The 25,459-nt window shown below is 63.9% G+C and carries 21 protein-coding genes; 7 read left to right on the forward strand and 14 right to left on the reverse strand.

The genetic code is table 11. From position 1 onward, the window contains the following. Positions 1 to 6: 6 nt before the first annotated feature. On the reverse strand, positions 7 to 360 hold the full coding sequence (gene uraH / locus NFH98_RS15600) for a hydroxyisourate hydrolase (protein ID WP_045991737.1): 354 nt from the start codon (positions 358 to 360) through the stop codon (positions 7 to 9). Between the two features lie 438 nt (positions 361 to 798). Between uraH and uraD the strand changes: the two genes are divergently transcribed. Next, entirely contained in the window at positions 799 to 1,317 is a 519-nt protein-coding gene (gene uraD, locus NFH98_RS15605) for a 2-oxo-4-hydroxy-4-carboxy-5-ureidoimidazoline decarboxylase (RefSeq protein ID WP_045991736.1), read from the forward strand. A 702-nt stretch (positions 1,318 to 2,019) separates the two neighbouring features. Here uraD and NFH98_RS15610 read toward each other — a convergent pair. Continuing rightward, positions 2,020 to 2,376 (reverse strand): hypothetical protein, encoded by a 357-nt coding sequence (locus tag NFH98_RS15610; RefSeq protein ID WP_045991735.1) that lies wholly within the window; start codon positions 2,374 to 2,376, stop codon positions 2,020 to 2,022. Between the two features lie 831 nt (positions 2,377 to 3,207). Further along, entirely contained in the window at positions 3,208 to 3,921 is a 714-nt protein-coding gene (locus NFH98_RS15615) for a glutathione S-transferase N-terminal domain-containing protein (protein ID WP_108132429.1), read from the reverse strand. A 357-nt stretch (positions 3,922 to 4,278) separates the two neighbouring features. Between NFH98_RS15615 and NFH98_RS15620 the strand changes: the two genes are divergently transcribed. Further along, a complete protein-coding gene (locus tag NFH98_RS15620; RefSeq protein WP_108132428.1) occupies positions 4,279 to 5,982 on the forward strand; it encodes an L-lactate permease in 1,704 nt (567 codons plus the stop codon). 617 nt (positions 5,983 to 6,599) lie between these two features. Here the strand turns inward: NFH98_RS15620 and NFH98_RS15625 are convergent. The 10 genes from NFH98_RS15625 to NFH98_RS15670 form a co-directional block, all read right to left on the reverse strand. Further along, positions 6,600 to 7,124: a gamma carbonic anhydrase family protein gene (locus NFH98_RS15625; RefSeq protein WP_045991732.1), complete on the reverse strand. Its 525-nt coding sequence runs from the start codon at positions 7,122 to 7,124 to the stop codon at positions 6,600 to 6,602. Between the two features lie 88 nt (positions 7,125 to 7,212). After that, on the reverse strand, positions 7,213 to 8,241 hold the full coding sequence (ltaE, locus tag NFH98_RS15630) for a low-specificity L-threonine aldolase (protein WP_045991731.1): 1,029 nt from the start codon (positions 8,239 to 8,241) through the stop codon (positions 7,213 to 7,215). A gap of 101 nt (positions 8,242 to 8,342) precedes the next feature. Further along, entirely contained in the window at positions 8,343 to 11,351 is a 3,009-nt protein-coding gene (locus tag NFH98_RS15635; protein WP_349622927.1) for an FAD-binding and (Fe-S)-binding domain-containing protein, read from the reverse strand. A gap of 65 nt (positions 11,352 to 11,416) precedes the next feature. Continuing rightward, positions 11,417 to 12,640, reverse strand: coding sequence for a pyridoxal-phosphate-dependent aminotransferase family protein (locus NFH98_RS15640; RefSeq protein WP_213229115.1), 1,224 nt, complete (start codon positions 12,638 to 12,640; stop codon positions 11,417 to 11,419). A 178-nt stretch (positions 12,641 to 12,818) separates the two neighbouring features. Next, entirely contained in the window at positions 12,819 to 14,006 is a 1,188-nt protein-coding gene (locus NFH98_RS15645; protein ID WP_108132424.1) for a CaiB/BaiF CoA transferase family protein, read from the reverse strand. 25 nt (positions 14,007 to 14,031) lie between these two features. Beyond that, positions 14,032 to 14,826: an enoyl-CoA hydratase gene (locus NFH98_RS15650; protein ID WP_108132423.1), complete on the reverse strand. Its 795-nt coding sequence runs from the start codon at positions 14,824 to 14,826 to the stop codon at positions 14,032 to 14,034. A 28-nt stretch (positions 14,827 to 14,854) separates the two neighbouring features. Further along, positions 14,855 to 16,141, reverse strand: a complete 1,287-nt coding sequence (locus tag NFH98_RS15655) for a TRAP transporter large permease (protein ID WP_045991726.1) — start codon at positions 16,139 to 16,141, stop codon at positions 14,855 to 14,857. Positions 16,142 to 16,154: 13 nt separating this feature from the next. Next, complete coding sequence (locus tag NFH98_RS15660) at positions 16,155 to 16,721, reverse strand: TRAP transporter small permease (RefSeq protein WP_071211091.1); 567 nt, start codon at positions 16,719 to 16,721, stop codon at positions 16,155 to 16,157. Between the two features lie 62 nt (positions 16,722 to 16,783). Further along, positions 16,784 to 17,758 (reverse strand): TRAP transporter substrate-binding protein, encoded by a 975-nt coding sequence (locus tag NFH98_RS15665; RefSeq protein WP_045991725.1) that lies wholly within the window; start codon positions 17,756 to 17,758, stop codon positions 16,784 to 16,786. Positions 17,759 to 18,194: 436 nt separating this feature from the next. After that, positions 18,195 to 18,671, reverse strand: coding sequence for a GlcG/HbpS family heme-binding protein (locus NFH98_RS15670; protein ID WP_348826993.1), 477 nt, complete (start codon positions 18,669 to 18,671; stop codon positions 18,195 to 18,197). A 234-nt stretch (positions 18,672 to 18,905) separates the two neighbouring features. On the opposite strand from NFH98_RS15670, the gene NFH98_RS15675 reads away from it, so the two are divergent. Then, a complete protein-coding gene (locus NFH98_RS15675; RefSeq protein ID WP_349622928.1) occupies positions 18,906 to 19,565 on the forward strand; it encodes a GntR family transcriptional regulator in 660 nt (219 codons plus the stop codon). Between the two features lie 46 nt (positions 19,566 to 19,611). Here NFH98_RS15675 and glcC read toward each other — a convergent pair whose 3' ends face one another. Then, positions 19,612 to 20,385, reverse strand: a complete 774-nt coding sequence (glcC, locus tag NFH98_RS15680; protein WP_045991722.1) for a transcriptional regulator GlcC — start codon at positions 20,383 to 20,385, stop codon at positions 19,612 to 19,614. A 186-nt stretch (positions 20,386 to 20,571) separates the two neighbouring features. Between glcC and glcD the strand changes: the two genes are divergently transcribed. The 4 genes from glcD to NFH98_RS15700 all read left to right on the forward strand — a co-directional run bounded on the left by glcD (position 20,572) and on the right by NFH98_RS15700 (position 25,388). Beyond that, entirely contained in the window at positions 20,572 to 22,071 is a 1,500-nt protein-coding gene (gene glcD / locus NFH98_RS15685; RefSeq protein WP_349622929.1) for a glycolate oxidase subunit GlcD, read from the forward strand. Between the two features lie 393 nt (positions 22,072 to 22,464). Further along, positions 22,465 to 23,550 (forward strand): glycolate oxidase subunit GlcE, encoded by a 1,086-nt coding sequence (gene glcE / locus NFH98_RS15690; RefSeq protein ID WP_213229109.1) that lies wholly within the window; start codon positions 22,465 to 22,467, stop codon positions 23,548 to 23,550. 128 nt (positions 23,551 to 23,678) lie between these two features. Next, positions 23,679 to 24,929 (forward strand): glycolate oxidase subunit GlcF, encoded by a 1,251-nt coding sequence (gene glcF / locus NFH98_RS15695; RefSeq protein WP_349622930.1) that lies wholly within the window; start codon positions 23,679 to 23,681, stop codon positions 24,927 to 24,929. 57 nt (positions 24,930 to 24,986) lie between these two features. Continuing rightward, positions 24,987 to 25,388, forward strand: coding sequence for a GlcG/HbpS family heme-binding protein (locus tag NFH98_RS15700; protein ID WP_045991718.1), 402 nt, complete (start codon positions 24,987 to 24,989; stop codon positions 25,386 to 25,388). Positions 25,389 to 25,459: the final 71 nt, after the last annotated feature.

Below are 25,459 nucleotides of genomic sequence, written 5' to 3' on the forward strand. Positions count from 1 at the left end.
TGACGCTCAGCTGCCGCGGTAGGTGGAGTAGCTATAAGGCGACAGCAAGAGCGGCACATGGTAGTGCTCACTGGCATCCGCCACGCCGAATCTCAGGGGAATCCGATCGAGGAAACGCGGCTCCGAGGCCTCGACACCCAGGGCGCGCAGATAGTCACCGGCGTGAAACAGCAGTTCGTACTCTCCTTCGACGAAGTCGTCGCCTTCGAGGATCGGGCTATCGCAGCGACCGTCATCGTTGGTCATCGTCTCCCCGAGGCGCTGACGTTCGTCGCCAAGGATGCGAAAGAGCTCAATACGAATCCCCTGGCCTGGGCGGCCAAGCGCGGTATCCAGTACATGGGTGGTCAGGCGTCCCATAAGTGTCCTCCCCTCTCGCGGGTCATCAGCGGGTCGATCAGCGGGTCAATGTATCCAGTCCTGGACTGGCTAAAGTGAATCACTGATATGGAGCATCATCGTCTCTCGTCACACCTGGCCAGAGGCTTTCGCCGGTCGTGGCTTGCAGCAACACGAAGATGACTTCAGCGATGCCGGCATGGCGGAACCAGTGCATGGTGGTGTGGAACCATGACAACATACATCATTGACCAAATTAAGAGTACATTTCAAACTATTTTTTGTATACAGTTTGAGCATGCATAGCTGCCTGGTGTTTGCCGACAGCAACAGAGGCTCGACCGACCTCTTGCCGTCTGCGCCTACGCCCGCTGCCAACAAGGTGTGACCGACACCAACGAGTCATCAGAGCTATGCTCGTCCCCATCTACCTTGCCGTCATGACAGGAGCCACTCCCCATGCCTAGCCTCACCCAACGCCCCAGCCAGATGGACAAGACCCAATTCGTGACCACCTACGGAGACGTCTTCGAGCACTCACCCTGGGTGGCGGAGCGTGCCTTCGATCGTGGCCTGAACGAGCAGCATGACGACCCGGTACGTCTTGCCGAGCACATGGGCCAGGTCCTCAGCGACGCCTCCCCGGAGGAACAGCTGCAGGTCATCCGGGCGCACCCTGATCTTGCCGGCAAGGCTGCCGCCGCAGGCGAGTTGACCAACGACTCCACCCGCGAGCAGGCCGGGGCCGGGCTGGACCAGTGCACCCCGGAGGAGCTGGAGCGCTTCACCCGCCTCAACGAAAGCTACAAGGCGCGTTTTGGTATTCCCTTCATCATGGCGGTCAAGGGCGGCAATCGGCACACCATCCTCGCCGCCTTCGAACAGCGCCTGAACAACTCAGCCGAGCAGGAAAGGCAGGAAGCCGTGGTGCAGATCAATCGGATCGCTCGGTTCCGACTGGAAGATCGCGCTAGCTGAAGTAGCAAGCACACAAAAACGGCCGGTCACCTGGTGACCGGCCGCCAAACCCTACGTCGATGACCAGAGGCCTTGGCGCTCTCGTCATCCTGAAATCGTCACGCTTTTCGCGTCCGGGCTGGTTGTAGACGAACGGCCCCATGTGGATGGCGGCCTACCAGACCCTTTCACGTGGTGCCCATCGGCCACGTTCAGCGAACCACCGGGTCATGCTCTGGGCCCTGCCAGCTGCACGACAGTAGAGTTGCGCTACCTCACTTCTGGGGCTCGTCGCTCTCGCTTGAGTTGCACTACCTCATCTCACGACCATGCTGAAACTGCACCCAAGGCGGGACCATTACGCTCGTGCCCACCTTTCCGCGACTTGCGCAGCGCCTGTCGCTCGGGGCCAGGCACCTTTTTACTGCTTTATTTACTTCTGACTAATCTCTTTCTAGCTAATCTCTTTCTAGCTAATTTCCTGCTAGCTAAACGCTTGCTGGTGACGTTCCTGCTGGCTCCATTCTTCTTTTTTGATATCTCTGCTTGAGCCTGCCGGTGTCATCATCGACATGTCGACGTCGATATCTCCGGGCCATATCGCCGAGCCATATCACCGAGCCATGTATCCGGGCCGTGTCTGCGGGCAATATTCCTCGACGATGACGCTAGCCGATGTCTCCAGCCGACGCCCCTGGCGTCCAGAACGTACCAGCTTCGCCGCTACTCCTTGGCCGAATCCAGCGCTTCCTTGGCCACTCCCTGACACTTTTCCTGGTACTCCTTGCTCAACTTGAGCAACGTCTCGCTCTCCTCGCGCAGGCTCTCTCCGATCACCGACAGGGTTTCCTGCTGGGACTGGCTGGCGTTCTTCAGACTTTCGGCATCGCGCACTTCGCACCAGGACCGGGCCTGTGCGATACCTGCCTTCATGGCGGAGTCCATGGTCTTGAAACGCACATCCAGCATCTTCTGGGAATACTCCAGCGTCAGCAGGCTCCCCTCACGCCACGGACTCAACAATTTGTCCATGGAGGGGATCATGTTTTCCATTGTCGGCATTGCCTTGTTCTCGCTCATGTTGGTACTCCCTATAGGTATGCCAGCACGCTCGGCCCACGGGCAGCCTGACCGCCGTAACAACGACGAGACGAGGCAGCCTGGCAGTATCTTGTGCTGCACCGGTTACATATCGTCTTCAAACGAGCACAGAATCGTCTCGCATGTGAAGACTAGAACGCACCTTGTTGCACCGCAACATCACATAAGGCATATACGAGCCACTAATTGCACTAACGCGGGTAAAGTCACCCAGCATTCTCAGCATCTGCCCAGCGGCGCACCATTCGCACCATAGCAGTAGATGATTGACGCTCTGATGACAGCAGCGGCACCAGCTCCAGAAGCACAATAAACACGCTTTTGTGAGAAATAACGACCAATACAATCGCCAATAACGACGGTCGCCGATAGAGACAATCGACAGCAGCGACAATCGGCAGTAGCGACAATCGACAGCTTCGTCATCAAACACAAGACCGCTGCTTCGCCATTTCCGACGGGCCACCGGAGCAACTTGCACGCAGATTCACCAGCTCGGTACAGCTACCGCAGCGTTGTCCGATGGCCTTCCAAAAGATATCTGCAAGATTAGCCAAGACGAGGGCCCTTGCCGGCGATCCTCTAAAGCCATGATCGACATGCGGTAATAACCGAGGGGTCATGATCGCCGCAGACTAAAGGCGAAGGCTTACCGAAGGAAACTGAGGAGGGAAGCGCAACGAGGAGCCAAGAGTCGAGAGCAGAGAGCAGAGAGCAGAGAGCAGAGAGCAGAGAGCAGAGTGCGAGACAAAGCAGCGAGCAAAGAGCGAGACGACGATATCAGGGCGTCGCCTCGCTCGGCAGCAAGGGTCAGGCGCGATAGGCGCCTTCGATATCACAGATGCGCACGGCGTTGCGGCCGACACCGCCATTGGCATCAAGCATCCGCTCGATCCAGGCGTAGACCGGATCGGCATTGGACACCAGATCCGCTGTGGACACCGAACGCGCCCACATGAAGTTGGCAAACACCAGGTAGTCCGCCGCACCGGGCGCATCGCCATCGATGAAGTCGCTTCCCGACAGCTGGCCACGCAGGGGCTCCAGGGCGCTATCGAGCTGGCTGAGCCCCTTGGCCGGAGAATGGAACTGCTCCAGCGTCATGCCCAGGCGTTTTTCACGAGTGGTGCGGAAGTAGTCGCGGTCCTTGGGATGGATGGCGTTCATCAGGTCCATCACGATGGTGCGCAGGATCGGCAACTGCAGGGCGCGCTCGCTGTAGTGCTTGAAAAAGCGGGCGCGGGATTCGGCCAAGGGACCGCCAAGCAGCGTCGGGGCCTCAGGGTAGGCACGATCCAGGTAACGCAGGATCTCGAAACTGTCGGTGATCACTTCGTCGCCATCGATCAGCACCGGGACCTTGTCATGGTCCGTGAATTCGAGCTTTTCCTTTTCGGTAAAGCACCAGGGCCGCGCCTCCACCTCGAGCCCCTTGTGGGCGATGGCCAGCTTGGCTCGCCAGCAGAAGGGAGAAAAACGCAGTGACTCATCGATGCCACACAGGTCGTACATCACCAGGGCCATGCCAGATACCTCTAGAAGGGGAATGTCTGCCGATAGTGCCATCAACCGCCCACCTCGCCAACGCCATGATTTCCTGAGGGATGGAGACAAACCTGTCCATTAGTCTAAGAAACTAGCCTCGTTCGCACCCGCCTCCAGCGTCTTTGTCGACTCTAACCTACTGTTAAACAATAAATTTGAAGAATGATCGGACGAGGAGTCATCAGCGCTGTATTGGTCTGACCAATATCCCAGTCTAGAACGATTTCGCTAGTCGGCTTATCGTGCCGCCTTGTCCGAGCCTTACCCCGGCGTGAGACCGCCAACTTCGACACAACGGATATTACAAACAAGGACACGACAAGAGACCCCAACACCATGACCGACACCACTCTAGCCTTGATAGCCTTTGTGCCGCTCATACTGGCCGGCATCCTGCTGATCGGCATGCGCATGGCCGCCAAGGTCGCCATGCCCATCGTCTTTCTGGTCACCGCGCTGATTGCCCTGGTGGCCTGGGACATGACCTTCACACGGGTCCTGGCCTCGACCCTGCAAGGATTGATCCTGACCGTGGCGATCCTGTGGATCATCTTCGGCGCCATCCTGCTGCTCAACACCCTGAAGCACTCCGGCGGTATCGCCGCCATTCGCAATGGCTTCTCCGGCATCAGCCCGGACCGCCGCGTCCAGGCGATCATCGTGGCCTGGCTGTTCGGCTGCTTCATCGAGGGCGCCTCGGGCTTCGGCACGCCGGCGGCGGTGGCCGCCCCGCTGATGGTCGCGCTGGGCTTCCCGGCACTTGCCGCTGTGGTGGTGGGCATGATGATCCAGTCCACTCCGGTGTCCTTCGGCGCTGTCGGCACCCCCATCGTGGTCGGTGTCGCCGGTGGCCTGGACAGGGTCGGCATCACCGAGACGCTGGAAGCCGGTGGCTCCACCTGGATGGAGTACTTCCGCCTGATTGCCGGAGAAGTCGCGCTGGTGCATGCCGTGGTCGGTGTGCTGATGCCGCTGATCATGGTCAGCGTCATGGTGCGCTTCTTCGGTGCCAACCGCTCCTGGAAGGAAGGCCTGGCGATTGCTCCCTTCGCGATCTTCGCAGGCGTCGCCTTCGTGGTGCCCTACGCCCTGGCTGGAGTCTTCCTGGGCCCCGAATTCCCGTCGATGATCGGCGCCATGGTAGGCCTTGCCATCGTGGTCCCGGCCGCCCGTCGCGGTTTCCTGATTCCCGAAAAGAGCTGGGACTTCCCGGAAAGTGACAGCTGGCCTGCCCACTGGATCGGCAAGCTCAGCATCAAGGCCGACGAGGTCGTGGGCCGCGCACCGATGAGCACCTTCATGGGCTGGCTGCCCTACGTGCTGCTGGCGGTACTGCTGGTGGCGTCACGTACCATCGAGCCGTTCAAGCAGGCACTGACCTCGGTAAGCCTGGGCTTCAGCGACATCCTGGGTGAGGCCGGTATCTCCGGCAGCCTGCAGCCACTCTACCTGCCCGGCGGAATCCTGCTGATGGTGGTGCTGATCACCGCTCTGATGCATCGCATGAACGGCAATCAGCTCAAGGCGGCCTTCAGTGAATCCAGCCGTACCCTGCTGGGCGCCGGCTTCGTGCTGGTGTTCACCATCCCCATGGTGCGCATTCTGATCAACTCCGGCGTCAACGGCGCGGATCTGGCCTCCATGCCGGTGGCCATGGCCACCGCGGTGGCCAACGGTGTCGGCGACATCTATCCGCTGTTCGCTCCTGCCGTCGGCGCGCTGGGTGCCTTCATCGCCGGCTCCAACACCGTGTCCAACCTGATGCTGGCAGACTTCCAGTTCAACGTGGCCCAGCAACTCGGTGTGTCCACCGCGCTGATGGTGGCGCTTCAGGCCGTCGGCGCCGCCGCCGGCAACATGATCGCCATCCACAACGTGGTAGCCGCCTCGGCCACCGTGGGCCTGCTGGGACGCGAGGGCATCACCATTCGCAAGACTATCCTGCCGACCATCTACTATGTGCTCGCGGCGGGGCTGATCGGGCTGGTGGCGATGCAGGTCGTCGGTATCTCCGACCCGCTGATGGGGCTGTTGCAGTAGGCACTACGCCAAGCCAGGCGCCACCTGGCTGACCGACAAGGGGGTGTCATCGACGATGACACCCCCTTCTTGTTGGCGACAGGCGCCACCTTTGCTCGAGAACTGCGCCACTCTAAGCACAGTTCGACTACCTCTGTGCCGATATGGCGACCCTTATACCCTGCGCCTAGAGTTAATTCAGTGCAGTACGCACGTGCAGCATTCTTGCTTTCAGGTTCACAGGCAAGGCGCGTTGTCTTCGTACTGACCAGGGGATGGCTCTTCGTGAGCGCCCCCGCACGCATGGCCTCGACAAGGGCCACGACTCTCGACCAGGGGAAATTCAGATGTCCTATCTGCTGCTTGCCATGATCACCGTGATCGCCGTCGTGGTGATTACCAACGGCGCGAGATCCTCGGAATCCATGCTGTTGCTGAGGCACAAGGCTCCCGGTCCACACAGGGTCAAGCGGCACAGAAGGCCGACCCGACGACATCTCTAGGCCGGGGACGCTGCTCCCTCCAGGGTGATGACGAGTTGCCCACAGACCACAGACAGCGCGGCGAAGTGTCCGTGGCCTCTTGCGAAGGGGGGCCAGGCGCTGTCCGAAACGTCGAAGAGCGCAGGCTCTGATGACCTAGCCGATGCGAGCCAGCCGGGTACGATGTAGCCGCGCCTTGGTCACGTAGCCCTCGGCATTGGTCTTGAGTGCGGCGATGGCCTTGTCGTCCAGTTGCCGGATCACCTTGCCCGGCGAGCCGACGACAAGGCTGTTGTCGGGGATCTCGGCGCCTTCCTTGACCAGCGCCCCTGCCCCGATCAGGCAGTTCTTGCCGATCACCGCGCCGTTGAGCACCACCGCCTGGATGCCGATCAACGAGCCCTCGCCCACGGTGCAGCCATGCAACATCGCCTGGTGCCCCACCGTGACGCCCGGTCCCACCGACAGCGGGTAGCCGGGGTCGGCATGCAGCACGGCGCCATCCTGGATATTACTGCCTTCACGCACTTCAAGTGATTCGGTGTCGCCCCTGAGTACCGCCTGGTACCAGATGCTGGCGTCTTCATGGATTTTCACCTGGCCGATGACCTCGGCGCTCTCGGCGACGAAGACGGTGCGATGAATATGGGGGGAATGGTTACCCAGACGATAGATGGCCATGGCCCGCTCCTGACGAGGTTATCCTTGTGGATGGGGGGCGCTGGGCGCCCACCCTGCCTATATAGTGGACGCTGTTTCCAAACTCTGCCTACTCCGTTATCGGTTCCTGTGCGAGAGAGGCAAAGTACGCTGCGATCTCCGTCGCCACTCGGCGTACATCCGACTCGCTGACCCCCAGATGGGTCACCAGGCGGGTGCGCGGCCTCACCGCGATCAAGATGCCACGCTCGGCAAGAAAGCCCTCCAGTGCGGCGCAGTGAGGAGCCGGCACGTCGAGAAAGACCATGTTGGTGGCCTGACCTGCCACCCCGATGCCTTCAATACCACCCAGCCACTCGGCGAGCTGGCGGGCATGACGGTGGTCGTCGGCCAGTCGCTCCACATGGTGATGCAAGGCATGCCGGCAGGCCGCCGCCAGCAGCCCCGACTGGCGCATGCCGCCTCCCAGCGTCTTGCGCCAGCGACGGGCCGCGGCGATAAAGCGCTCGCCGCCGACCAGCAACGAGCCCACCGGCGCGCCCAGCCCCTTGGAAAAGCACAGCGATACAGAATCGAAACCGGCACACAGCTCCGCCAGCGACTTGCCGGTGGCGACGCTGGCGTTGAACAGGCGGGCGCCATCGAGGTGACAGGCCAGGCCTCTCTCGGCGGCAAGGCCGGTCACCTCCTGCACATAGTCCTGGGGCAATACCCGGCCCTGAAAGGTATTTTCCAGTGCGATCAGTCGGGTTCGCGCATGATGGATATCGTCTCCCTTGATGGCCTCGGCGATATCCTCCAGCGCCATGCGTCCATCTGCCTGCTGGGCCAGGGGCTGGGGCTGGATGCCGCCAAGGACAGCGGCACCGCCGCCTTCATCGCGATAGATGTGCGAGCGTTGCCCGGCGATCACTTCGTCGCCACGCGCGCAGTGGACCAGCATGGCGGTCAGATTGCTCTGGGTGCCGGAGGGAAAGAAGGCCGCCGCGGCGAAGCCCGCGCGATCGGCCACCTCAGCCTCGAAGGCGGCGACGCTGGGGTCATCACCCCAGACGTCATCGCCCACCGGAGCGATGGCCATGGCATCACGCATGGCCTCGGTCGGTTGGGTCACGGTATCGCTGCGTAGGTCGATCATGGCGCTCTCCTTGTTCGCGCTGCCCTTTCCCCGAGTATGCCAGTTCGGCCTTCACCTGAGGACTGCCCTCACGCGCATTGGCCCCCTGCCCTCCCGACGACTCAGGCCAGCGCCTCGGCCAGCACCCTGGCGACATGACGCGCCTCACGTGCGGCACCGTCACGAATCTGGTGACGACAGCTGGTGCCGTCGGCCACGATCAGCGCATCCTCGGCGTCGCGCACCGCCGGCAGCAACGAGAGTTCCGCCATCTGCATGGAGGCCTCATAGTGCTCACGCTCGTAGCCGAAACTACCGGCCATGCCGCAGCACGACGACTGGATGGTCTCCACCTCGAGCTCGGGAATCCAGGACAGCACCTGCTGCACCGGCGTCAGGGCATCGAACGCCTTCTGGTGACAGTGGCCGTGGAGCAGCGCCCGCGACACCGGTAGCGCCTCGAGCGAAAGCTCCAGCCTGCCGGCATCTTTCTCGCGCACCAGAAATTCCTCGAACAACAGGCTCGCCTCGGCCAGTCGCTTGGCGGGCTCGCCCAGGCCGAAGCCCAGGAACTCGTCGCGCAGGGTCAGCAGGCAGGATGGCTCGAGCCCGACCACGGCAAGCCCTTTCTCCACGTGGGGGGTCAGCGCCGCCAGGGTCCGCTCGGCCTCCGCCCGGGCCCGATCGACCTGACCGCTGGCCAGGTAGGTACGCCCACAGCACAGCGGACGACGATCCGCAGCGCTCGCCAGGATCACCCGGTAACCCGCGGCTTGAAGCACGCGCATGGCGGCCTCGGCGTTGTCGGCTTCCATATAGTTGTTGAAGGTGTCGACGAACAGCACCACCTCCTTCATCGCCTGGTCGGCAACGGCCGGTCGCTCGCCCTGTCGGGCCCGCCCCAGGTAGTCGTCGGTGACGCGTGGCAGCGCGCGCTCCTCGGCCAGCCCCAGCGCCCGCTTCAGCGGTGATGCCAACCAGGGCGTGCCGTCGATGGCCTTCACCAAGGGTGACAGGCGTCGCAGCACCGGTGCGCGCCTGGGCAGGTCACCGATCAGTCGCTCGCGCAGCGACACACCTTCCTTGGCGACCCGTGCCGCCCGGGCCTCGATCTTGATCCGCGCCATATCGACGCCGGTGGGACAGTCACGTTTGCAGCCCTTGCAGGAAACGCACAGGTCGAGCGCCTCCTTGACCTCGTCGCTGGCCAGGCCGTCGCGACCGAGCTGGCCGGACAACACCAGACGCAGGGTATTGGCGCGGCCGCGGGTCAGGTGCTTCTCGTCGCGGGTGATGCGATAGCTAGGACACATGGTGCCGGCGTCGAACTTGCGGCAGTGGCCGTTGTTGTTGCACATCTCCACTGCGCTGGCGAGGCCGCCGGTGACATCGCGGCCGCTACCCGGTGGGGTCTGCTCGCCGTTCAAGGGATCTCGCTCGACGTTCCAGGGCGACCAGTCCAGCACCGGCGTCAGTTCGATGCGCTGGTACTCCCCGGGAAAGCGGAAAAGCCGCGAGTCGTCCATCTTCGGGGTATCGACGATCTTGCCGGGGTTGAGCAGGTTGTCCGGATCGAACAGCCCCTTGACCTCGCGGAAGGCGTCGTTGAGTGTCTCGCCAAACTGCCAGGCCACCCACTCGCCGCGACAGATGCCGTCGCCGTGCTCACCGGAGTAGGCGCCCTTGTAGGCCTTGACCAGTGCCGAGGCCTCCTCGGCGATGGCGCGCATCTTCTCGGCGCCGTCCCGGCGCATGTCGAGAATCGGGCGCACGTGCAGGGTGCCGACGCTGGCGTGGGCGTACCAGGTGCCCTCGGTGCCGTGACGATGGAACACCTCGGTAAGCTTGTCGGTGTACTCGGCCAGATGCTCGAGCGGCACCGCACAGTCCTCGATGAAGGACACCGGCTTGCCGTCGCCCTTCATGCTCATCATGATGTTGAGTCCCGCCTTGCGCACGTCCCACAGCGCCTTCTGGGCCTTGGGTTCGGGCATGTCGACGACACAGTCCGGCAACCCCAGGTCGGCCATCAGCTCGTTCAACCGGGCCAGGCTCGCCAGCAGCTCGTCGCGATTCTCGCCGGCGAATTCCACCAGCAGCACCGCCTCGGGCTTGCCGATCAGGGCCTTCTCGATCACCGGACGGAAGGACGGATTCTCCAGCGACAGCGCGATCATGGTCTGATCGACCAGCTCCACCGCCGTCGGTGACAGGGTCACGATGTGCTGGGTCAGGTCCATGGCCTGATAGAAGGTGGGGAAGTTCACCACCCCCAGCACCTTGTGCTGCGGCAGAGGTGACAGCTTCAGGGTCAACTGGCGGGTCAGCGCCAGGGTGCCCTCGGACCCCACCAGCAGATGGGCCAGGTTGGCGCGACCGTCGGCCTCATAGGGCAGCGGGTTCTGACAGTCGAACAGATCGAGGTTGTAGCCCGCCACCCGCCTGAGCACCTTGGGATAGTGCTCGCGGATGCGCTCGCCTTCACGCCGGGCGATGGCCTCGACCTGCTCGGCCAGCCGCGCCGCCCGGGAACCGGCGGCCAGCTCGCCGACCAGACCGAGGTGCACCTTCTCGCCGTCGGCCAGCAGGACGTCCAGTGCCTGGACGTTATGCACCATGTTGCCGTAGTGGATCGAGCGCGAGCCGCAGGAGTTGTTGCCGGCCATGCCGCCCAGGGTGCACTGGGCGCTGGTGGAAACATCCACCGGGAACCACAGGCCATGGGGCTTGAGCCAGGCGTTGAGGTGATCGAGCACGATGCCGGGCTCGACCACCACCGTGCGCGCCTCCTTGTCGAAGGACACCACACCGTTCAGATGGCGGCTGGCGTCGATCACCAGCGCCTCTCCCACCGTCTGGCCGCACTGGCTGGTGCCGCCACCCCGAGGCAGCACCGGAATGCCTTCCCCACGAGCGATCTCCAGGGCCGTGGCCAGATCATCCTGATGGCGCGGGATCACCACGCCCACCGGGGTGATCTGATAGATCGAGGCGTCGGTGGAATAACGGCCGCGACTGGCGGCGTCGAACAGCACCTCGCCCTGGATTTCCCTGGCCAGGCGCGCGGCAAAGTCCGGCAGCGGCTGGATCCGTGCATCCCGCCCCTTGGCGGCAGACGTCAACGAGTTCATCACCCTCTCCTTGATAACCCTGGGTAGACCGTCGGCGACAGCGCCGCCGACGGGCGGGCGGTGGTTCAATCGCGAGCAAGGCGGGCCACGTGGGGCGCCGGGTTCTCGGAGAAGTACGCCATGGCAGCCTCGACGCCGCTGCCGGCAAGGCTCACCCCGGAAAGCTTCAGCCCCATCTCGCAGCCGGCCAGGGTCGCCATCAGCGTCAGGTCGTTGCAGTCGCCCAGGTGGCCGATACGGAACATGCGTCCCTTGGCCTTGCCAAGCCCGGTGCCGAGCGACAGGTCGAAGCGCTCGTAGATCAGCTTGCGCACGGCATCGGCGTCGACGCCCTCCGGCATCACCACGCCGGTCAGCACCGGCGAGTAGACCTCGGGGTCCTGGCACTGGATCTCGAGTCCCCAGGCGTTCACCGCCGCGCGCACGCCCGCCGCCCAGCGCTGATGACGGGCCAGGACGTTATCCATCCCCTCGTCCAGCAGCATGTCGATGGCCTCGTTGAGGCCGTAGAGCAGATTGGTATTGGGGGTATAGGGCCAGTAGCCGCCCTGGTTGGCCTCGAGGATCTCGTCCCAGGCCCAGAAGCTCTTGGGCAGCCGCGACTCGCGACTGGCGGCCAGGGCCTTGTCGGAGATCGCGTTGAAGCTGATCCCCGGCGGCAGCATCAGTCCCTTCTGGGAGCCGGAAATAGTGACGTCGACACCCCACTCGTCGTGGCGATAGTCGGCGCTGGCAAGCCCCGAGATGGTATCGACCAGCAACAGCGCCGGATGACCGGCGGCGTCGATCGCGCGGCGCACCGCGGCGATGTCGCTGGTAACACCGGTGGAGGTCTCGTTGTGGACCACGCACACCGCCTTGATCCGCTGTTCGGTGTCTTGCTTGAGGCGTGCCTCGATCATGTCGGCCTGGACACCGTGGCGCCAGCCCTCGGCCCCCGGCAGGCCCAGAAACTCGGGCTCGAGTCCAAGACGCAGGGCCAGACGATGCCACAGCGAGGCGAAGTGGCCGGTCTCGAACATCAGCACCTGATCCCCCGGCGACAGGGTATTGGCCAGGGCGGCCTCCCAGGCCCCGGTACCGGAAGCCGGATAGATGATCACCGGCTTGTCGGTCTTGAAGATCTTGCCGACCTTGCCGAGCAATTCACGTCCGAGGGCGCCGAACTCCGGGCCACGGTGATCGATGGTCGGCAGGCTCATGGCCCGCAGGATACGATCCGGCACCGGCGAGGGGCCGGGGATCTGGAGGAAGTGACGTCCGGTGGGATGAAAGTCGAGATTCAGCATGTAAGGCCTCCTGGCCAGGCGTCGCACTGGGCGACGCCTGGATAGCTGTTCGGGCGCCAAGCGCTGCCGCGCCCCTCTTGTAATAATCTGTAATAATGAATGCAATTTTTATGGTGGCACCGCCCCAGCGATTCGGCGACATGCCAGACGCTAGCTGCCGATCACGGTGGTGCCGGTGTCAGCGCACGGCACCCTGCTGACGCAGCGCGTCGATCTCGTCCGCTGCCAGCCCGATCTCCCCAAGCACCTCGTCGGTGTGCTGGGCGAACAGCGGCGCCGGCTGGCGAATCGCCAACGGGGTCGCCGAGAACTTGCTGGGAAAGCCCAGGGTCTTCATCCGCCCCATGGTCGGATGATCGACCTCCAGCACCATCTCGCGGGCCAGGTAGTGTTCGTCATGCATGGCCTGGTCGAAGTCGTTGATCGGCCCTGCCGGCACCCCGGCGGCGTCACAGCGATCGAGCCAGTAGGCGCGATCCTGTTGCCCGAGGATGTCCTCGAGGATGGCTTCCAGCGCCTCGACGTTGGCCCCGCGGTCGAGGTTGGTCTTGAAGCGCTCGTCGACCATCAGCTCGGGGCGCTCGATGACGTCCTCGCAGAAGCGCTCCCAGGTACGCTGGTTGGCGCAGCCGAGCATCATGTAACCATCGCGTACCCGCATCGCCTGGTAGGGCGCGGACACCCGATGGCGCCAGCCGGTGGCCTCGGGCACTCGGCCTTCGGAGAAGTAGGCGCCCGCCTCCCAGGTGAACCAGGGCAGGCCACACTCGGCGATGGCGATGTCCAGGTGCTGGCCTTCGCCACTGCGCTGACGGTGGATATAGGCCGCCAGGATCGAGTAGATGGCGGTCAGGCCGGCGCCGATATCGTAGACGGCGACCCCGGTCTTGAGCGGACGCCGGCCCGGCTCGCCGGTCATCGACATCAGCCCGCTCATGCCCTGGGCCACCAGGTCGAAGCCGCCCTTGTGACGCGACGGACCGGTCTGGCCGTAGCCCGAGATCGAGCAGTAGATCAGCCCCGGGTTGATCGCCTTGAGGCTGTCGTAGTCGATCTTCAGCGACTGGGTGACGCCGGGTCGATAGTTCTCGACCACCACGTCGGCTTCCCTGGCGAGGCGATAGAACACCTCGCGGCCCTTCTCTTCTTTCAGGTTGAGCGAAATGCTCTTCTTGTTGCGGTTGATCTGGGCGAAACAGGTCGATTCATCCTCGACGTAGGGGCCCATCTGGCGGCTGTCGTCGCCGCCGTTGGCCTTCTCGACCTTGATCACCTCGGCGCCCATATCTCCCAGCACCATGGTGCAGTAGGGGCCGGCCATGATCTGCGAAACGTCGAGTACCTTGATCCCATCGAGTGGCAGCATTGTGGTTCTCCTTGCCTCAGGGCCTTTATCGGCCCTGCCAGCGGAAGGGTGTCTTGTTGACGAACTTGTCCACCGCGGCCTTGAAGTCGCGGCTGGTGTAGCAGGTGGCGATCCAGTCGTCGCTGGCGTCGAAGGCCGGGCGGCGCTGTTCGATGACCCGCTGGATCACCTCCTTGGCCGCCCGCACGGTCAAGGGGGCACGCTCCTTGAACGCCTGCGCCCGCTCGGCCACCGTCGCCTCGATGGCCTCGGCGTCGACGATCTCGCCGACCAGCCCCAGGGCCAGGGCCTCCTCGGCACGTACCAGTTCGCCCGCCATCAGTACCTGCTTGGCCCGGGCGATACCGGCGTGCTCGACCAGCCGCGAGACGTTGGTGATCGACAGGCAGTTGCCCAGCGTCCTGGCGATGGGGATACCGAACTTGAGACTCGGTGTCGCCAGGCGGAAGTCGCAGGCCAGAGCGATGGCCGCGCCACCGCCGACACAGAAGCCTTCCAGCAGCGCCAGCGTCGGCAGCGGCAGGGTCTCCACCCGCCCGACCACCCGGTCGATGCGACGCTCGTAGGCGATGGCGTCTTCGCCCTTGTCGAAGGCAGCGAACTGCTTGATGTCAGTGCCGGCGACGAAGGCTTCTCCGCCGGCGCCACGCATGACTACCGCGACCAGCTCCGGGTCGTTCTCGATGGTCTCGCAGTGGGCCTCGAGCTGGTCGTACATCTGCCAGGTCATGGCGTTGCGGCTGGCGGTGCGATCGAAGGTCAGCCAGGCGACGCCATCTTCGCTGTGGTAGTGCACCTGGCCCTGATCGTTGTCGCTCATGTCGTTGTTCTCCTTGTGGTGGTCGCGATCACACGCCGTAGATCAGGTTGACCAGCGCCAGGGCCACGGCGGGCACGTAGGTGTTGATCAGCAGGATCACGAACAGCACCGCCAGGAACCAAAGATTGGTGCGCGTGGTGGCCCAGATGTCGGCCTTGGCGATGGAGCAGGAAGCGATCAGCACACTGGCCACCGGCGGGGTCTGCTGGCCGATGGCCAGGTTCAGCGTCACGATCAGACCGAAGTGCAGCGGATCGATGCCCACCGCGGTCACCAGCGGCAGCACGATGGGCACCACCAGGATGATCGCCGCCGCCGAGTGCAGGAAGATGCCCAGCACCAGGAAGATGACGTTCAGAAGCGCCAGTACCACGTACTTGTTGTCGGTCATCTCGGCGATCGAGTTGGCCAGCTGCTGGGGAATCTGGGTCTCGGTCAGATACAGACCGACCACTGCAGAGGAAGCCACCAGCAGCATCACCACCGCCGTCTGCACGCCAGCATCGAGACAGGCCTTGTAGAAGATCTTGAGGCTGAACTCGCGATAGATCACCGCGCTGATGAAGATCGCCACGACCACCGCCAGCGCCGCGCCCTCGGTGGCGGTGACGATGCCGCCGAAGATGCCGCCGAGGATGATCACCGGAATCAGCAGCGCCCAGATGGCGCCCTTGAAGGCCTCCCACAGACGCGAGGCCTGGAAGCTCTGCTCCGCCGGCAGGTTGTGACGACGCGCCAGGAAGTAGCACATGGCCGCCAGCCCCAGGGCGCCGAGCAGCCCTGGGAAGATGCCGGCGACGAACATCTTGACCACCGATTCGCCGGACATGACCGCGTAGAGGATCATCGGGATCGACGGCGGCAGGATGATCGCCAGGCTCGCCGCCGAGGACGAGATGGCTGCGGCGAACTCCTTGGAGTAGCCCTTCTTGCGCATGGCCGGAATCAGGATCGAGCCGATCGCCGAGACACCGGCGACGGCGGAGCCAGAGATCTCGGCAAAGAAGATCGAGGCGCCGATGGTCACCATGGCGAGACCGCCCTTGATGAAGCCGACCATGGCCGAGGCCAGATCGATCAGACGGCGCGAGATGCTCGAGGCGTTCATGATGGCGCCGGCCAGGATGAACAGCGGTATCGCGATCAGCGGGAACTTGGTAGCACCGTCGAACATCACCATGCCGACATTGGGCAGGGCCAGGGTGCCGTAGCTGGCCACGGTGGCCAGGGCGCCGACGAGGCCGAGGGCGATGGCCACCGGCACGTTGATCAGTATCAGCCCGATCAGGCCGAAGAACATGGAAGCAATGATCATGGGGTTCTCCTCGTCAGCTGGCGCGCTGCGGACCGGTGGGTGAATCGTCGGTACGCACGTCGTCGGCCAGCACACCGGCCTCTTCGAGCTCGTGATCGACGAAGCCGGCTCCCTTGGCCGCCCGGATGACCTCGGGGAGCCTGAGCAGCTGGGCGAGAATGAACATCGCGGCACCGATCGGAATCACCGACTGGGTGAACTGCACCGAGATGCTGGGCAGGCTCACCAGGGTGGAGCCTTCAAGAATCTGCACCACCTGAAAACCAGTGACGCCGAGCAGCACGAAGAAGCCGATGGTGATCGCCTCGGCGAGCAGCGCGATGGGCAGGCGAATGGACGGCGAAACCATGTTGATCACGCTGGGACAGGCGATATGGGCGCCCTTGAGGGCGGCCAGGGCGGCGCCATAGTAGGTCAGCCAGGCCAGTCCGATCGAGGCGACCTCGTCGTACCAGCTGAAAGGAGAGCCCAACAGGCGTGACGCGAACCCGATGGTCACCACCAGGGTCAGCGCCAGCACATTGAGAAAGACGATGACCTCCAGAATCTTCTGGTAGGCCGCGGAAATGGTGGTAAGCACAGAGCATCCTCCGAAGGTGGATGCGGCCTCACCGAAAGTGGAGAGGCCGCAGTGGACAGGCGTTATTCGCGCAGTGCTTCCACCCGCGACAACAGTTCCTCACCACCTTCCACCTCGGCGGCGAACTTCTCGTAGATCCCGCGGGAACCCTCGACGAAGGCGTCGGTGTCGACCTCGTTCACCTCCATGCCTTCCTCTTCCATGGTGCTGACCAGGCTTTCGTCAAGCGAGGCGCCCTGCTCCAGTGCGAAGGCCTCGACCTCTTCGGCGGTCTCGATCAGCACCTCGCGGACGTGCTCGGGCAGGCGGGTCCAACTGGCACCTGCCAGCACATAGGCCGGGGAATAGACGTGATTGGACAGCGACAGGTAGTCCTGAACCTCCTGGAAGCGCTGGGAATAGATCTGTACCAGCGGGTTTTCCTGACCGTCCATGGCGCCGGTCTGCAGCGCGACGAACGCCTCGGACAGCGCCATGGGCGCCGGCGATGCGCCGTAGCTCTTGAACATCTCGACCCGCCACACACCGTTGGGGGTACGCAGCTTGATGCCGTCCAGATCCTCAGGGACCACGATCGGGCGGACGTTGTTGGTGATCTGGCGGAAGCCGTTCTCCCAGATGCCGATGATGCGGTAGCGCTTGTCTTCGGCGACCGGATACAGGACATCGCGCAGTACCTCGTCGCGGACTCGGGCGAGGTGCTCCCGGTCCTCGATCAGGTAGGGCATCTCGAACAGCGAGAATTCCGGCGCCACGCTGCTCATGATCGACGACGGCAGCGACAGATCGATGGTGCCGAGCTTGAGCTTGTTGAGCATCTGCTCGTCGGAACCCAGCTGGCTGGAGCCATAGGTCACCACCTCGGCCTCGCCTTCCAGGCGCTCGTTGGCCAGACGGGCGAACTCGTTGGCGGTCTTCTCGAACAGCGATCCCGGGCCACCGACGTGGCCGAACTTGATCTGCACCTCGTCGGCCTGAGCGGCACCGACGCCAAGCGCCAGTACGGATGCGGCCAGTACGGTCTTCAGCAGTTTCATAACCCTCACTCCGATTGTTGTTGTCCATCGTGGTCTGGCGGTGGGCGCCGACTGGCACCCTGGAGGAAGCCTCAACGGGAGCTGGCGTGCTCTTCACGTAACGGTTCCGTCAGTCGCGGTTTCCGTCACTTGAGCTTTCCGTTTCCAGGGCGTTCAGGGCCTGGGGACAGGAGTCGCTTCCCGCTGGGTCAGGGTCAATATGGATACATAATTCAAAATTAGGTATTAGACTTTTGTCTTTCGCAAACTCGCCTTAGAGAACATTTGTTGCTTAAATTTCAATGGTTTATATCGAAACAACGAGCTATCCAAGCCACTCGTTCCCTTGTTGCATCCCTGGAGACATACACAAAAAAAGCGAGCTCGAAGGCTCGCTCTGTCACTTGCTGTCGGGTCTGGCACCCGTCCCTGTCGCCAGACAGTTGCCAGCCCGGGATCAGGGATCGGGGGCCATATCGGGCTCCAGCCCGGCTTGCCAGCCTGCCGCCTCGATGCCAGCGATGGCGGCGGCCTGATCGTCGGCCGAAGAGGCGCCACTGATACCGACCGCGCCCAGAATGCGCTGGTCGTCATCCAGGATCAGCACCCCCCCCGCCACCGGCACGAAGCGGCCCCCGGAGGCCTCGGCCACCGCCGCCAGGAAGGCGGGACGCTCGCGGTTACGCTCGCCGGTGGTACCACTGGATACCCCGATACCCAGCGCGGCGTAGGCCTTGCCGTTGGCCACCGGCCAGCGCAGCGGGCTGCAGCCGTCTTCACGCTCGGCCGCCACCGGATTGCCGCCGGCGTCCAGCACCACCGCGGTCAGAGGAGGCAGTTCGCCCTTGCGGGCAAAGGCGAAGGCGGCGTCGAGCAATTGCCGCGCCGACTGACGCGACAATTGTACCTGTGCAAGAAATACGTTTCCGGCCATAGCAACTCCAGCGCAAGATATGAGAGAAGACAGAAAAGGCAGGCAGCAAGACAACGGCCGGAATCCGATCGATGCCATTCGGCCCCACCCTCCGCTGCCTCACAGGGTTACCCGAGTGCCTGGCCAAATACGCTCGCCAACACTCGCATAATTTGAATAATGAATTCATAATACGGAAAAGTTGAACCGTCAAGCGTTCGACCGTCAAACGATGATGAGCCCGGGAAATCCGCTATGGAAAAGATTCAGCCGCGTAGCCTGTACCTGGAAGTGGCCGACAGGATCCGCGACCTGATCGAGCAAGGCAGCCTGCTGCCCGGCGAGAAGATCGCCGAAAAGGCCCTGTGTGAAACCTTTGGTGTGTCACGCACCCCACTGCGAGAAGCCCTCAAGGTGCTGACGTCCGAAGGGCTGGTCGAGAACCTGCCCAATCGAGGTTCCCGCGTGGTGCGATTGACCCGGCGTGGGGTCAAGAACACCTACGACGTCATGGGCGCCCTGGAAGGCCTGTCCGGTGAGCTGGCCTGTCAGCACCTGACAGACGCCGACATCGAGGAGATCCGTCGTCTGCATCAGCTGATGGTGGGCCATTACCAGCGCCAGGAACTGGCCCCCTACTTCGAGGTCAACCAGCAGATCCACGAGTGCATCCTGGCCGCGTCGAACAACGACGTGCTGATCGAGATGTACAACAACCTGAGCCAAAGGGTGAAGCGCATTCGCTACAGCGTCGAGATGGGCTCGGCCAACTGGGCCAAGGCCGTCGCCGACCACGAGGCCATGCTGGAGGCGATCGAGGCCCGCGATGGCAAGCGCCTGGGCGACATCCTGCGCGCGCACCTCGGCCACAAGCTCGAGGTAGCCGCCGTCAGCGGCATCATCGACGAGGAATAGCAGGCCCCGGGACGGCGCGCAGAAGTCTCTGCCGTCGTCCCGGCACTTACCACTCTTCCAGGCGCATGGCCGAGCGCTCCAGACGCTGATCCTCGGCCTCGATCTCGCGCAGCATGTCACCGATGGTGGACAGGTGCTCCAGCGCCACCCGCCGCGCCAGTTGTGGTTTGCCCTCTACCACCGCTCGGTGCAGGCGGGCGTGCTGGCGGTTGATCATGTCCCTGGCGTCAGGGCGATGATAGAGGTGCTTGACCGAGGCGAACACCGAACTCAGCAGCAGGTCGGTGAGGCTCTGCAGCGTATGCGCCAGCACCGGGTTATGCGACGCCTGACAGATCGCCAGGTGGAAGGCGTGGTCGAGTCGCGCCAGACGCTCCACCTCGAGGGGGTCCGCCTTGTCCACGTAGTCCGCCATCTCGCGGTAGCGACGGGTGATCAACACCCTGTCCGAGGCGGTGCCGCGGCTCGCGGCCAGGCTCGCCGACTCCCCTTCCAGCAGCGCACGCACCTCGAGCAGGTCATACAGGGTGCGTGGGTGCTCGCGAAACAGATGCATCAAGGGCGTGGCATGGGGCGCCTCCACCAGCGGCGCCACCTCGGAGCCACGCCCCTGGCGAGTCACGATCACCCCTTTGCTTCGCAGGCTGCCAAGCGCCTCGCGCAGCGAGGAACGCCCCACCCCCAGCCGCTCGCACAGCCGCCGTTCCGAGGGCAACAGCTGCCCCGGGCGAAAGACACCGTCAAGGATCAGCGTCTCCAGCTTCGAGGCGATGGCCTGGGAGGTGCTGCTCGGTGCCAGTCGTTCTTCGTTGTCCCACATGTCCTGCCTCCCGCAGCGTGCGTGGTTCATCGTCCGTATTGATGCCCTGAACCGAGCACATCTGCCAATAACTGGTCAGACCAGCAAACCAAAATCTGGACACCGAGGTCAAGACAACGCAGATTGTAGTGCAGACAATAACCATCATTAGCCGCACGACCGTGCTAGCTCAACCGAGGAAGCGTCATGAACATCCTCTATGACGAACGCCTGGACGGCGCCTTGCCACGGCGCGAGAAGAACGAGGTGCTCGCCGAACTCACCCGCGTGGTCCCCGACCTCACCCTGCTGCACCGCGAGGAAGACCTGCGCCCCTTCGAATGCGACGGCCTGTCGGCCTACCGCGTACTGCCCATGCTGGTGGCCCTGCCAGAGCGCCTGGACCAGGTCGAGGCGCTGCTCAAGCAGTGTCGTGAACTCGGCGTGCCGGTGGTCACCCGCGGCGCTGGCACCGGCCTTTCCGGCGGTGCCCTGCCGCTGGAACAAGGCGTGCTGCTGGTCATGTCGCGCTTCAATCGGATTCTCGACATCGACGCCGACGCCCGCATCGCCCGGGTCCAGCCAGGGGTGCGCAACCTGGCCATCTCCGAGGCGGCGTCGCCCTACGGGCTCTACTATGCGCCGGACCCCTCCTCCCAGATCGCCTGCTCGATCGGCGGCAACGTGGCCGAGAACGCCGGCGGCGTGCACTGCCTCAAGTACGGCCTCACCGTACACAACGTACTGAGGCTCGAGGTGATGACCATCGAGGGCGAGCGCATGACCATCGGTTCCGAGGCGCTCGACAGCCCCGGTTTCGACCTGCTGGCGCTGATGATGGGCTCCGAGGGCATGCTCGGCGTGGTCACCGAGATCACCGTCAAGCTGCTGCCCAAGCCCGAGACCGCCAAGGTGCTGATGGCCAGTTTCGATGACGTGGAAAAGGCCGGCGCCGCGGTCGGTGACATCATCGCCGCCGGTATCATCCCAGGTGGCCTCGAGATGATGGACAACCTGGCCATCCGCGCCGCCGAAGACTTCATCCGAGCCGGCTACCCGGTGGACGCCGAGGCGATCCTGCTGTGCGAGCTCGACGGCGTCGAGGCCGACGTGGACGACGATATCGAGACCGTGCGTGAGGTGCTGGCCAAGGCTGGCGCCAGCGACGTTCAGCTCGCCCGCGACGAGGCCGAACGCGCCAAGTTCTGGGCCGGTCGCAAGAACGCCTTCCCTGCGGTCGGCCGCATGTCGCCGGACTACTACTGCATGGACGGCACCATTCCTCGCCGCGAGCTGCCGAGGGTGCTCAAGGGCATCAGCGATCTGTCAGAGCAGTACGGGCTCAAGGTGGCCAACGTCTTCCACGCCGGCGACGGCAACATGCACCCCTTGATCCTGTTCGATGCCAACCGCGAAGGGGAACTCGAAACCGCCGAGGCACTGGGCGGCAAGATTCTCGAGCTATGCGTGGAAGCCGGCGGTTCGATCACCGGTGAACACGGCGTCGGCCGCGAGAAGATCAACCAGATGTGTGCCCAGTTCGACAGCCTGGAGATCACCGCCTTCCACGCGGTCAAGGCCGCCTTCGACCCGGAGGGACTGCTCAACCCAGGCAAGAACATCCCGACGTTGGCCCGGTGCGCCGAGTTCGGCGCGATGCACGTGCACAACAACGAGCTGCCGCACCCGGAACTGCCAAGGTTCTAGCCATGACAGCCACGAGAGCGTCCCGACGCTGGCGCGCTGCGCGCGATCAAGGTTCAGTGCGATGCACGTGCACAACAACGAGCTGCCGCACCCGGAACTGCCAAGGTTCTAGCCATGACAGCCACGAGAGCGTCCCGACGCTGGCGCGCTGCGCGCGATCAAGGTTCAGTGCCATGCATGGTGCACAACAACGAGCTGCCGCACCCGGAACTGCCAAGGTTCTAGCCAGAGCCGCCGCGATTCCAGGCGCCGCAGGAAAGGGTCACGGTTCAGGCAGGAAGGCGGCAAGCCTCGTCTCCTGCCAACGACCGTGACGCCCTTGCAGCGCTGCCGTGCTCCGTGTGTCGCGCCTTGTCGACGTTTGTCCCTCTTTGTCGGAATTCAGGTACCACCATGTCCAACAATGACGTTTCCCCTTCCGCCTTCGACGGCCTGGCGGCTCTGTCCGAAGCGATCCAGTCGGCAAGTGCCGAACGTCCGCTTCGCATCGTCGGCGGCAACACCAAGGCCTTCTATGGCCGCCCGGTGGAAGGTACGCCGGTATCCACCCGCGAACACCGCGGTATCACCAGCTACGATCCAGTCGAGCTTATCGTCTCGGTGCGTGCCGGCACCCTTCTCTCCGAACTCGAGGAGGCGCTGGCCGACCAGGGCCAGATGCTGCCCTTCGAACCCCCACACTTTGGTGCCGAGGCCACCGTCGGCGGCACCATCGCCGCCGGACTGTCCGGGCCCCGCCGCCCCTGGGCCGGCTCGGTGCGAGACTTCGTGCTGGGCCTGCGGGTACTCGATCACCAGGGGCGTGAACAGCGCTTCGGCGGCGAAGTCATGAAGAACGTGGCAGGTTACGACCTGTCACGCTTGATGGTCGGCGCCCAGGGCACCCTGGGACTGATCACCGAAGTCACCCTCAAGGTGCTGCCGCTACCTACCGCCAGCGCCAGCCTGCGTCTGGAAATGTCCCAGTCAGAGGCTCTGAGTCGTCTGGCCGAATGGGGACGCAAGCCGCTCCCCTTGAGCGCAGCGGCCTGGCACAGTGGCGCCCTGCATCTGCGTCTCGAAGGCGGTGCAAGCTCGGTGGCCGCCACCCGCGAGGCGATCGGCGGGGACACCCTCGAGGCCGACTTCTGGCGCGAGCTCCGAGAGCTGTCGCTGCCCTTCTTCAGCGACACCAGCACGCCGCTGTGGCGGATCAGCCTGCCGACCAACACCCCGAGCCTGGACATCGCCGGCGTCGAGCCACATCAACTGCTGCTCGACTGGGCCGGTAATCAGCGCTGGCTCAAGGGGCAGGTCGACGCCGAGTCGCTGCGCGACGCCGTCGCCCAGGCCGGTGGCCACGCCACCTGCTTCACACCGGGCGCCGCCGAGCCCTTCACGCCACTGCAGCCGGTGGTCGCCAAGTACCACGAGCGGGTGAAACGCAAGCTCGATCCCGACGGCATCTTCAATCCGCGCCGACTGTATCCGGACTGGTAGACCGGGCGCTGAACGATCACAGCCGCCCGGCGAAGGCGGCATGATCGGACAGCCATCGACAGACGACCTGATCCCCCGTTTGGCCCCGGCGACGGTCCGGGCCTCGACCATGACTAGCGGATAACAACATGCAGACCCATTTCAGCGAAAAAGACCTCGAGAAGCCGCACATTCGCGAGGCCGACAGAGTCCTGAGAAGCTGCGTTCACTGCGGCTTCTGCAATGCCACCTGCCCGACGTACCAGTTGCTTGGCGATGAGCGCGACGGTCCGCGCGGCCGCATCTACCTGATGAAGGAGATGCTCGAAAGCCCTGAAGACGATGACCAGATCACCGAGGAAACCCGTCTTCACCTCGACCGCTGCCTTACTTGTCGCAACTGCGAGACGACCTGCCCCTCAGGCGTCGAGTACCACAAGCTTCTGGATATCGGCCGCGCCGAGATCGAGCGGCGTGTGCCGCGCAGCACCTCCGACAAGGCGCTTCGCTTCGGCCTGCGCAAGGCACTGGTCGAGCCCGGCCGGTTCAAGGCCCTGCTGGCGCTGGGCCAGACCTTCAAGCCGCTGGTCCCCGGGGCGCTCAAGAGCAAGATGCCCCCGGCCCCGGTCGACGCTGGCAAGCGCCCCGACGGCAAGCGTCATCCGCGCCAGATGCTGATTCTCGAAGGCTGCGTGCAGCCCGGCCTGTCGCCCAACACCAATGCCGCCACTGCTCGCGTGCTGGACCGCCTGGGGATCGGCCTGACGCCCGCCCCCGAGGTCGGCTGCTGCGGCGCCATCGACTTCCACCTGAACGCCCAGGAAGCCGGACGCGAGCGAGCCAGACGCAACATCGACGCCTGGCTGCCTCACCTGGACGCCGGTTGCGAGGCCATCATCCAGACCGCCAGCGGCTGCGGCGCCTTCGTCAAGGAGTATGTCGAAGTGCTGGCCGGCGACCCCGACTATGCCGAGAAGGCGCGCCGGGTCAGCGAGGCCGCCAAGGACCTGGTCGAGGTGCTGGGGCAGGAAGACCTGACAACCCTCGACGTGCGCGCCGACCAGCGCCTGGCCTTCCATTGCCCCTGCACCCTGCAGCACGCTCAGAAGCTCAACGGCGCGGTGGAAACGGTACTGACCAGGATGGGCTTCACCCTGACGCCGGTGCGAGATGGTCACCTTTGCTGTGGCTCCGCCGGCACCTACTCGATCACCCAGCCCGAACTGTCACGCCAGTTGCGTGACAACAAGATGGACGCGCTGGAGGAAGGCAAGCCGGAGGTGGTTGTCACCGCGAACATTGGCTGCCAGACCCATCTCGCCGCCACCAACCGCACCCCGGTGCGCCACTGGATCGAGATCGTCGACGAGGCTCTGGTCAGACAGGCCCAGAGCGCCTAGACTAAAAACGAAAATATTTTCCATATTAACCACAACCCTCAATCACAAGGACTCCCCATGCCGACCAAGCCTTACCTCGACCAGTCCCAGGTCAACGCCATCCTCGACGCTGCCCAGAAGGAAGCCGAGGCCAATGGCTTCGCCGTGACCATCGTCGTCAGCGATGATGGCGGCTACCCGCTGGGCCTGCGCCGCCTCGACGGCGCTGCACCGTTCAGTGCCGACGTCGCGATGGCCAAGGCCCGCTCCGCCGCCATCGGTCGCAAGGAGACCCAGGTCTTCGAAGACATGATCAACGGCGGCCGCAACGCCTTCCTGTCGGCGCCCATGGAGGGCCTGATGTCCGGTGGCGTACCGGTGATCATCGACGGCCAGGTGGCCGGTGCCGTTGGCATCTCCGGCGTCAAGCCGGACCAGGACATCCAGGTCGCCAAGGCCGGAGCCGCCGCTATCGGCTAAACGCCTGGGCAGGACACAGTGATACGTCACTCGAATCCTGTACAAGCCTGCTGTACAACTGGTATTGCGTT

This window comes from Halomonas sp. H33-56 (genome assembly GCF_040147035.1).
Classification (GTDB): Bacteria; Pseudomonadota; Gammaproteobacteria; order Pseudomonadales; family Halomonadaceae; genus Halomonas; species Halomonas litopenaei.

Bases quoted from the DNA above. Each gene is read 5' to 3' on its own strand.
- uraH (WP_045991737.1), bottom strand. From the start codon at position 360: ATGGGACGCCTGACCACCCATGTACTGGATACCGCGCTTGGCCGCCCA.
- uraD (WP_045991736.1), top strand. From the start codon at position 799: ATGCCTAGCCTCACCCAACGCCCCAGCCAGATGGACAAGACCCAATTC.
- NFH98_RS15610 (WP_045991735.1), bottom strand. From the start codon at position 2,376: ATGAGCGAGAACAAGGCAATGCCGACAATGGAAAACATGATCCCCTCC.
- NFH98_RS15615 (WP_108132429.1), bottom strand. From the start codon at position 3,921: ATGGCCCTGGTGATGTACGACCTGTGTGGCATCGATGAGTCACTGCGT.
- NFH98_RS15620 (WP_108132428.1), top strand. From the start codon at position 4,279: ATGACCGACACCACTCTAGCCTTGATAGCCTTTGTGCCGCTCATACTG.
- NFH98_RS15625 (WP_045991732.1), bottom strand. From the start codon at position 7,124: ATGGCCATCTATCGTCTGGGTAACCATTCCCCCCATATTCATCGCACC.
- ltaE (WP_045991731.1), bottom strand. From the start codon at position 8,241: ATGATCGACCTACGCAGCGATACCGTGACCCAACCGACCGAGGCCATG.
- NFH98_RS15635 (WP_349622927.1), bottom strand. From the start codon at position 11,351: ATGAACTCGTTGACGTCTGCCGCCAAGGGGCGGGATGCACGGATCCAG.
- NFH98_RS15640 (WP_213229115.1), bottom strand. From the start codon at position 12,640: ATGCTGAATCTCGACTTTCATCCCACCGGACGTCACTTCCTCCAGATC.
- NFH98_RS15645 (WP_108132424.1), bottom strand. From the start codon at position 14,006: ATGCTGCCACTCGATGGGATCAAGGTACTCGACGTTTCGCAGATCATG.
- NFH98_RS15650 (WP_108132423.1), bottom strand. From the start codon at position 14,826: ATGAGCGACAACGATCAGGGCCAGGTGCACTACCACAGCGAAGATGGC.
- NFH98_RS15655 (WP_045991726.1), bottom strand. From the start codon at position 16,141: ATGATCATTGCTTCCATGTTCTTCGGCCTGATCGGGCTGATACTGATC.
- NFH98_RS15665 (WP_045991725.1), bottom strand. From the start codon at position 17,758: ATGAAACTGCTGAAGACCGTACTGGCCGCATCCGTACTGGCGCTTGGC.
- NFH98_RS15670 (WP_348826993.1), bottom strand. From the start codon at position 18,671: ATGGCCGGAAACGTATTTCTTGCACAGGTACAATTGTCGCGTCAGTCG.
- NFH98_RS15675 (WP_349622928.1), top strand. From the start codon at position 18,906: ATGGAAAAGATTCAGCCGCGTAGCCTGTACCTGGAAGTGGCCGACAGG.
- glcC (WP_045991722.1), bottom strand. From the start codon at position 20,385: ATGTGGGACAACGAAGAACGACTGGCACCGAGCAGCACCTCCCAGGCC.
- glcD (WP_349622929.1), top strand. From the start codon at position 20,572: ATGAACATCCTCTATGACGAACGCCTGGACGGCGCCTTGCCACGGCGC.
- glcE (WP_213229109.1), top strand. From the start codon at position 22,465: ATGTCCAACAATGACGTTTCCCCTTCCGCCTTCGACGGCCTGGCGGCT.
- glcF (WP_349622930.1), top strand. From the start codon at position 23,679: ATGCAGACCCATTTCAGCGAAAAAGACCTCGAGAAGCCGCACATTCGC.
- NFH98_RS15700 (WP_045991718.1), top strand. From the start codon at position 24,987: ATGCCGACCAAGCCTTACCTCGACCAGTCCCAGGTCAACGCCATCCTC.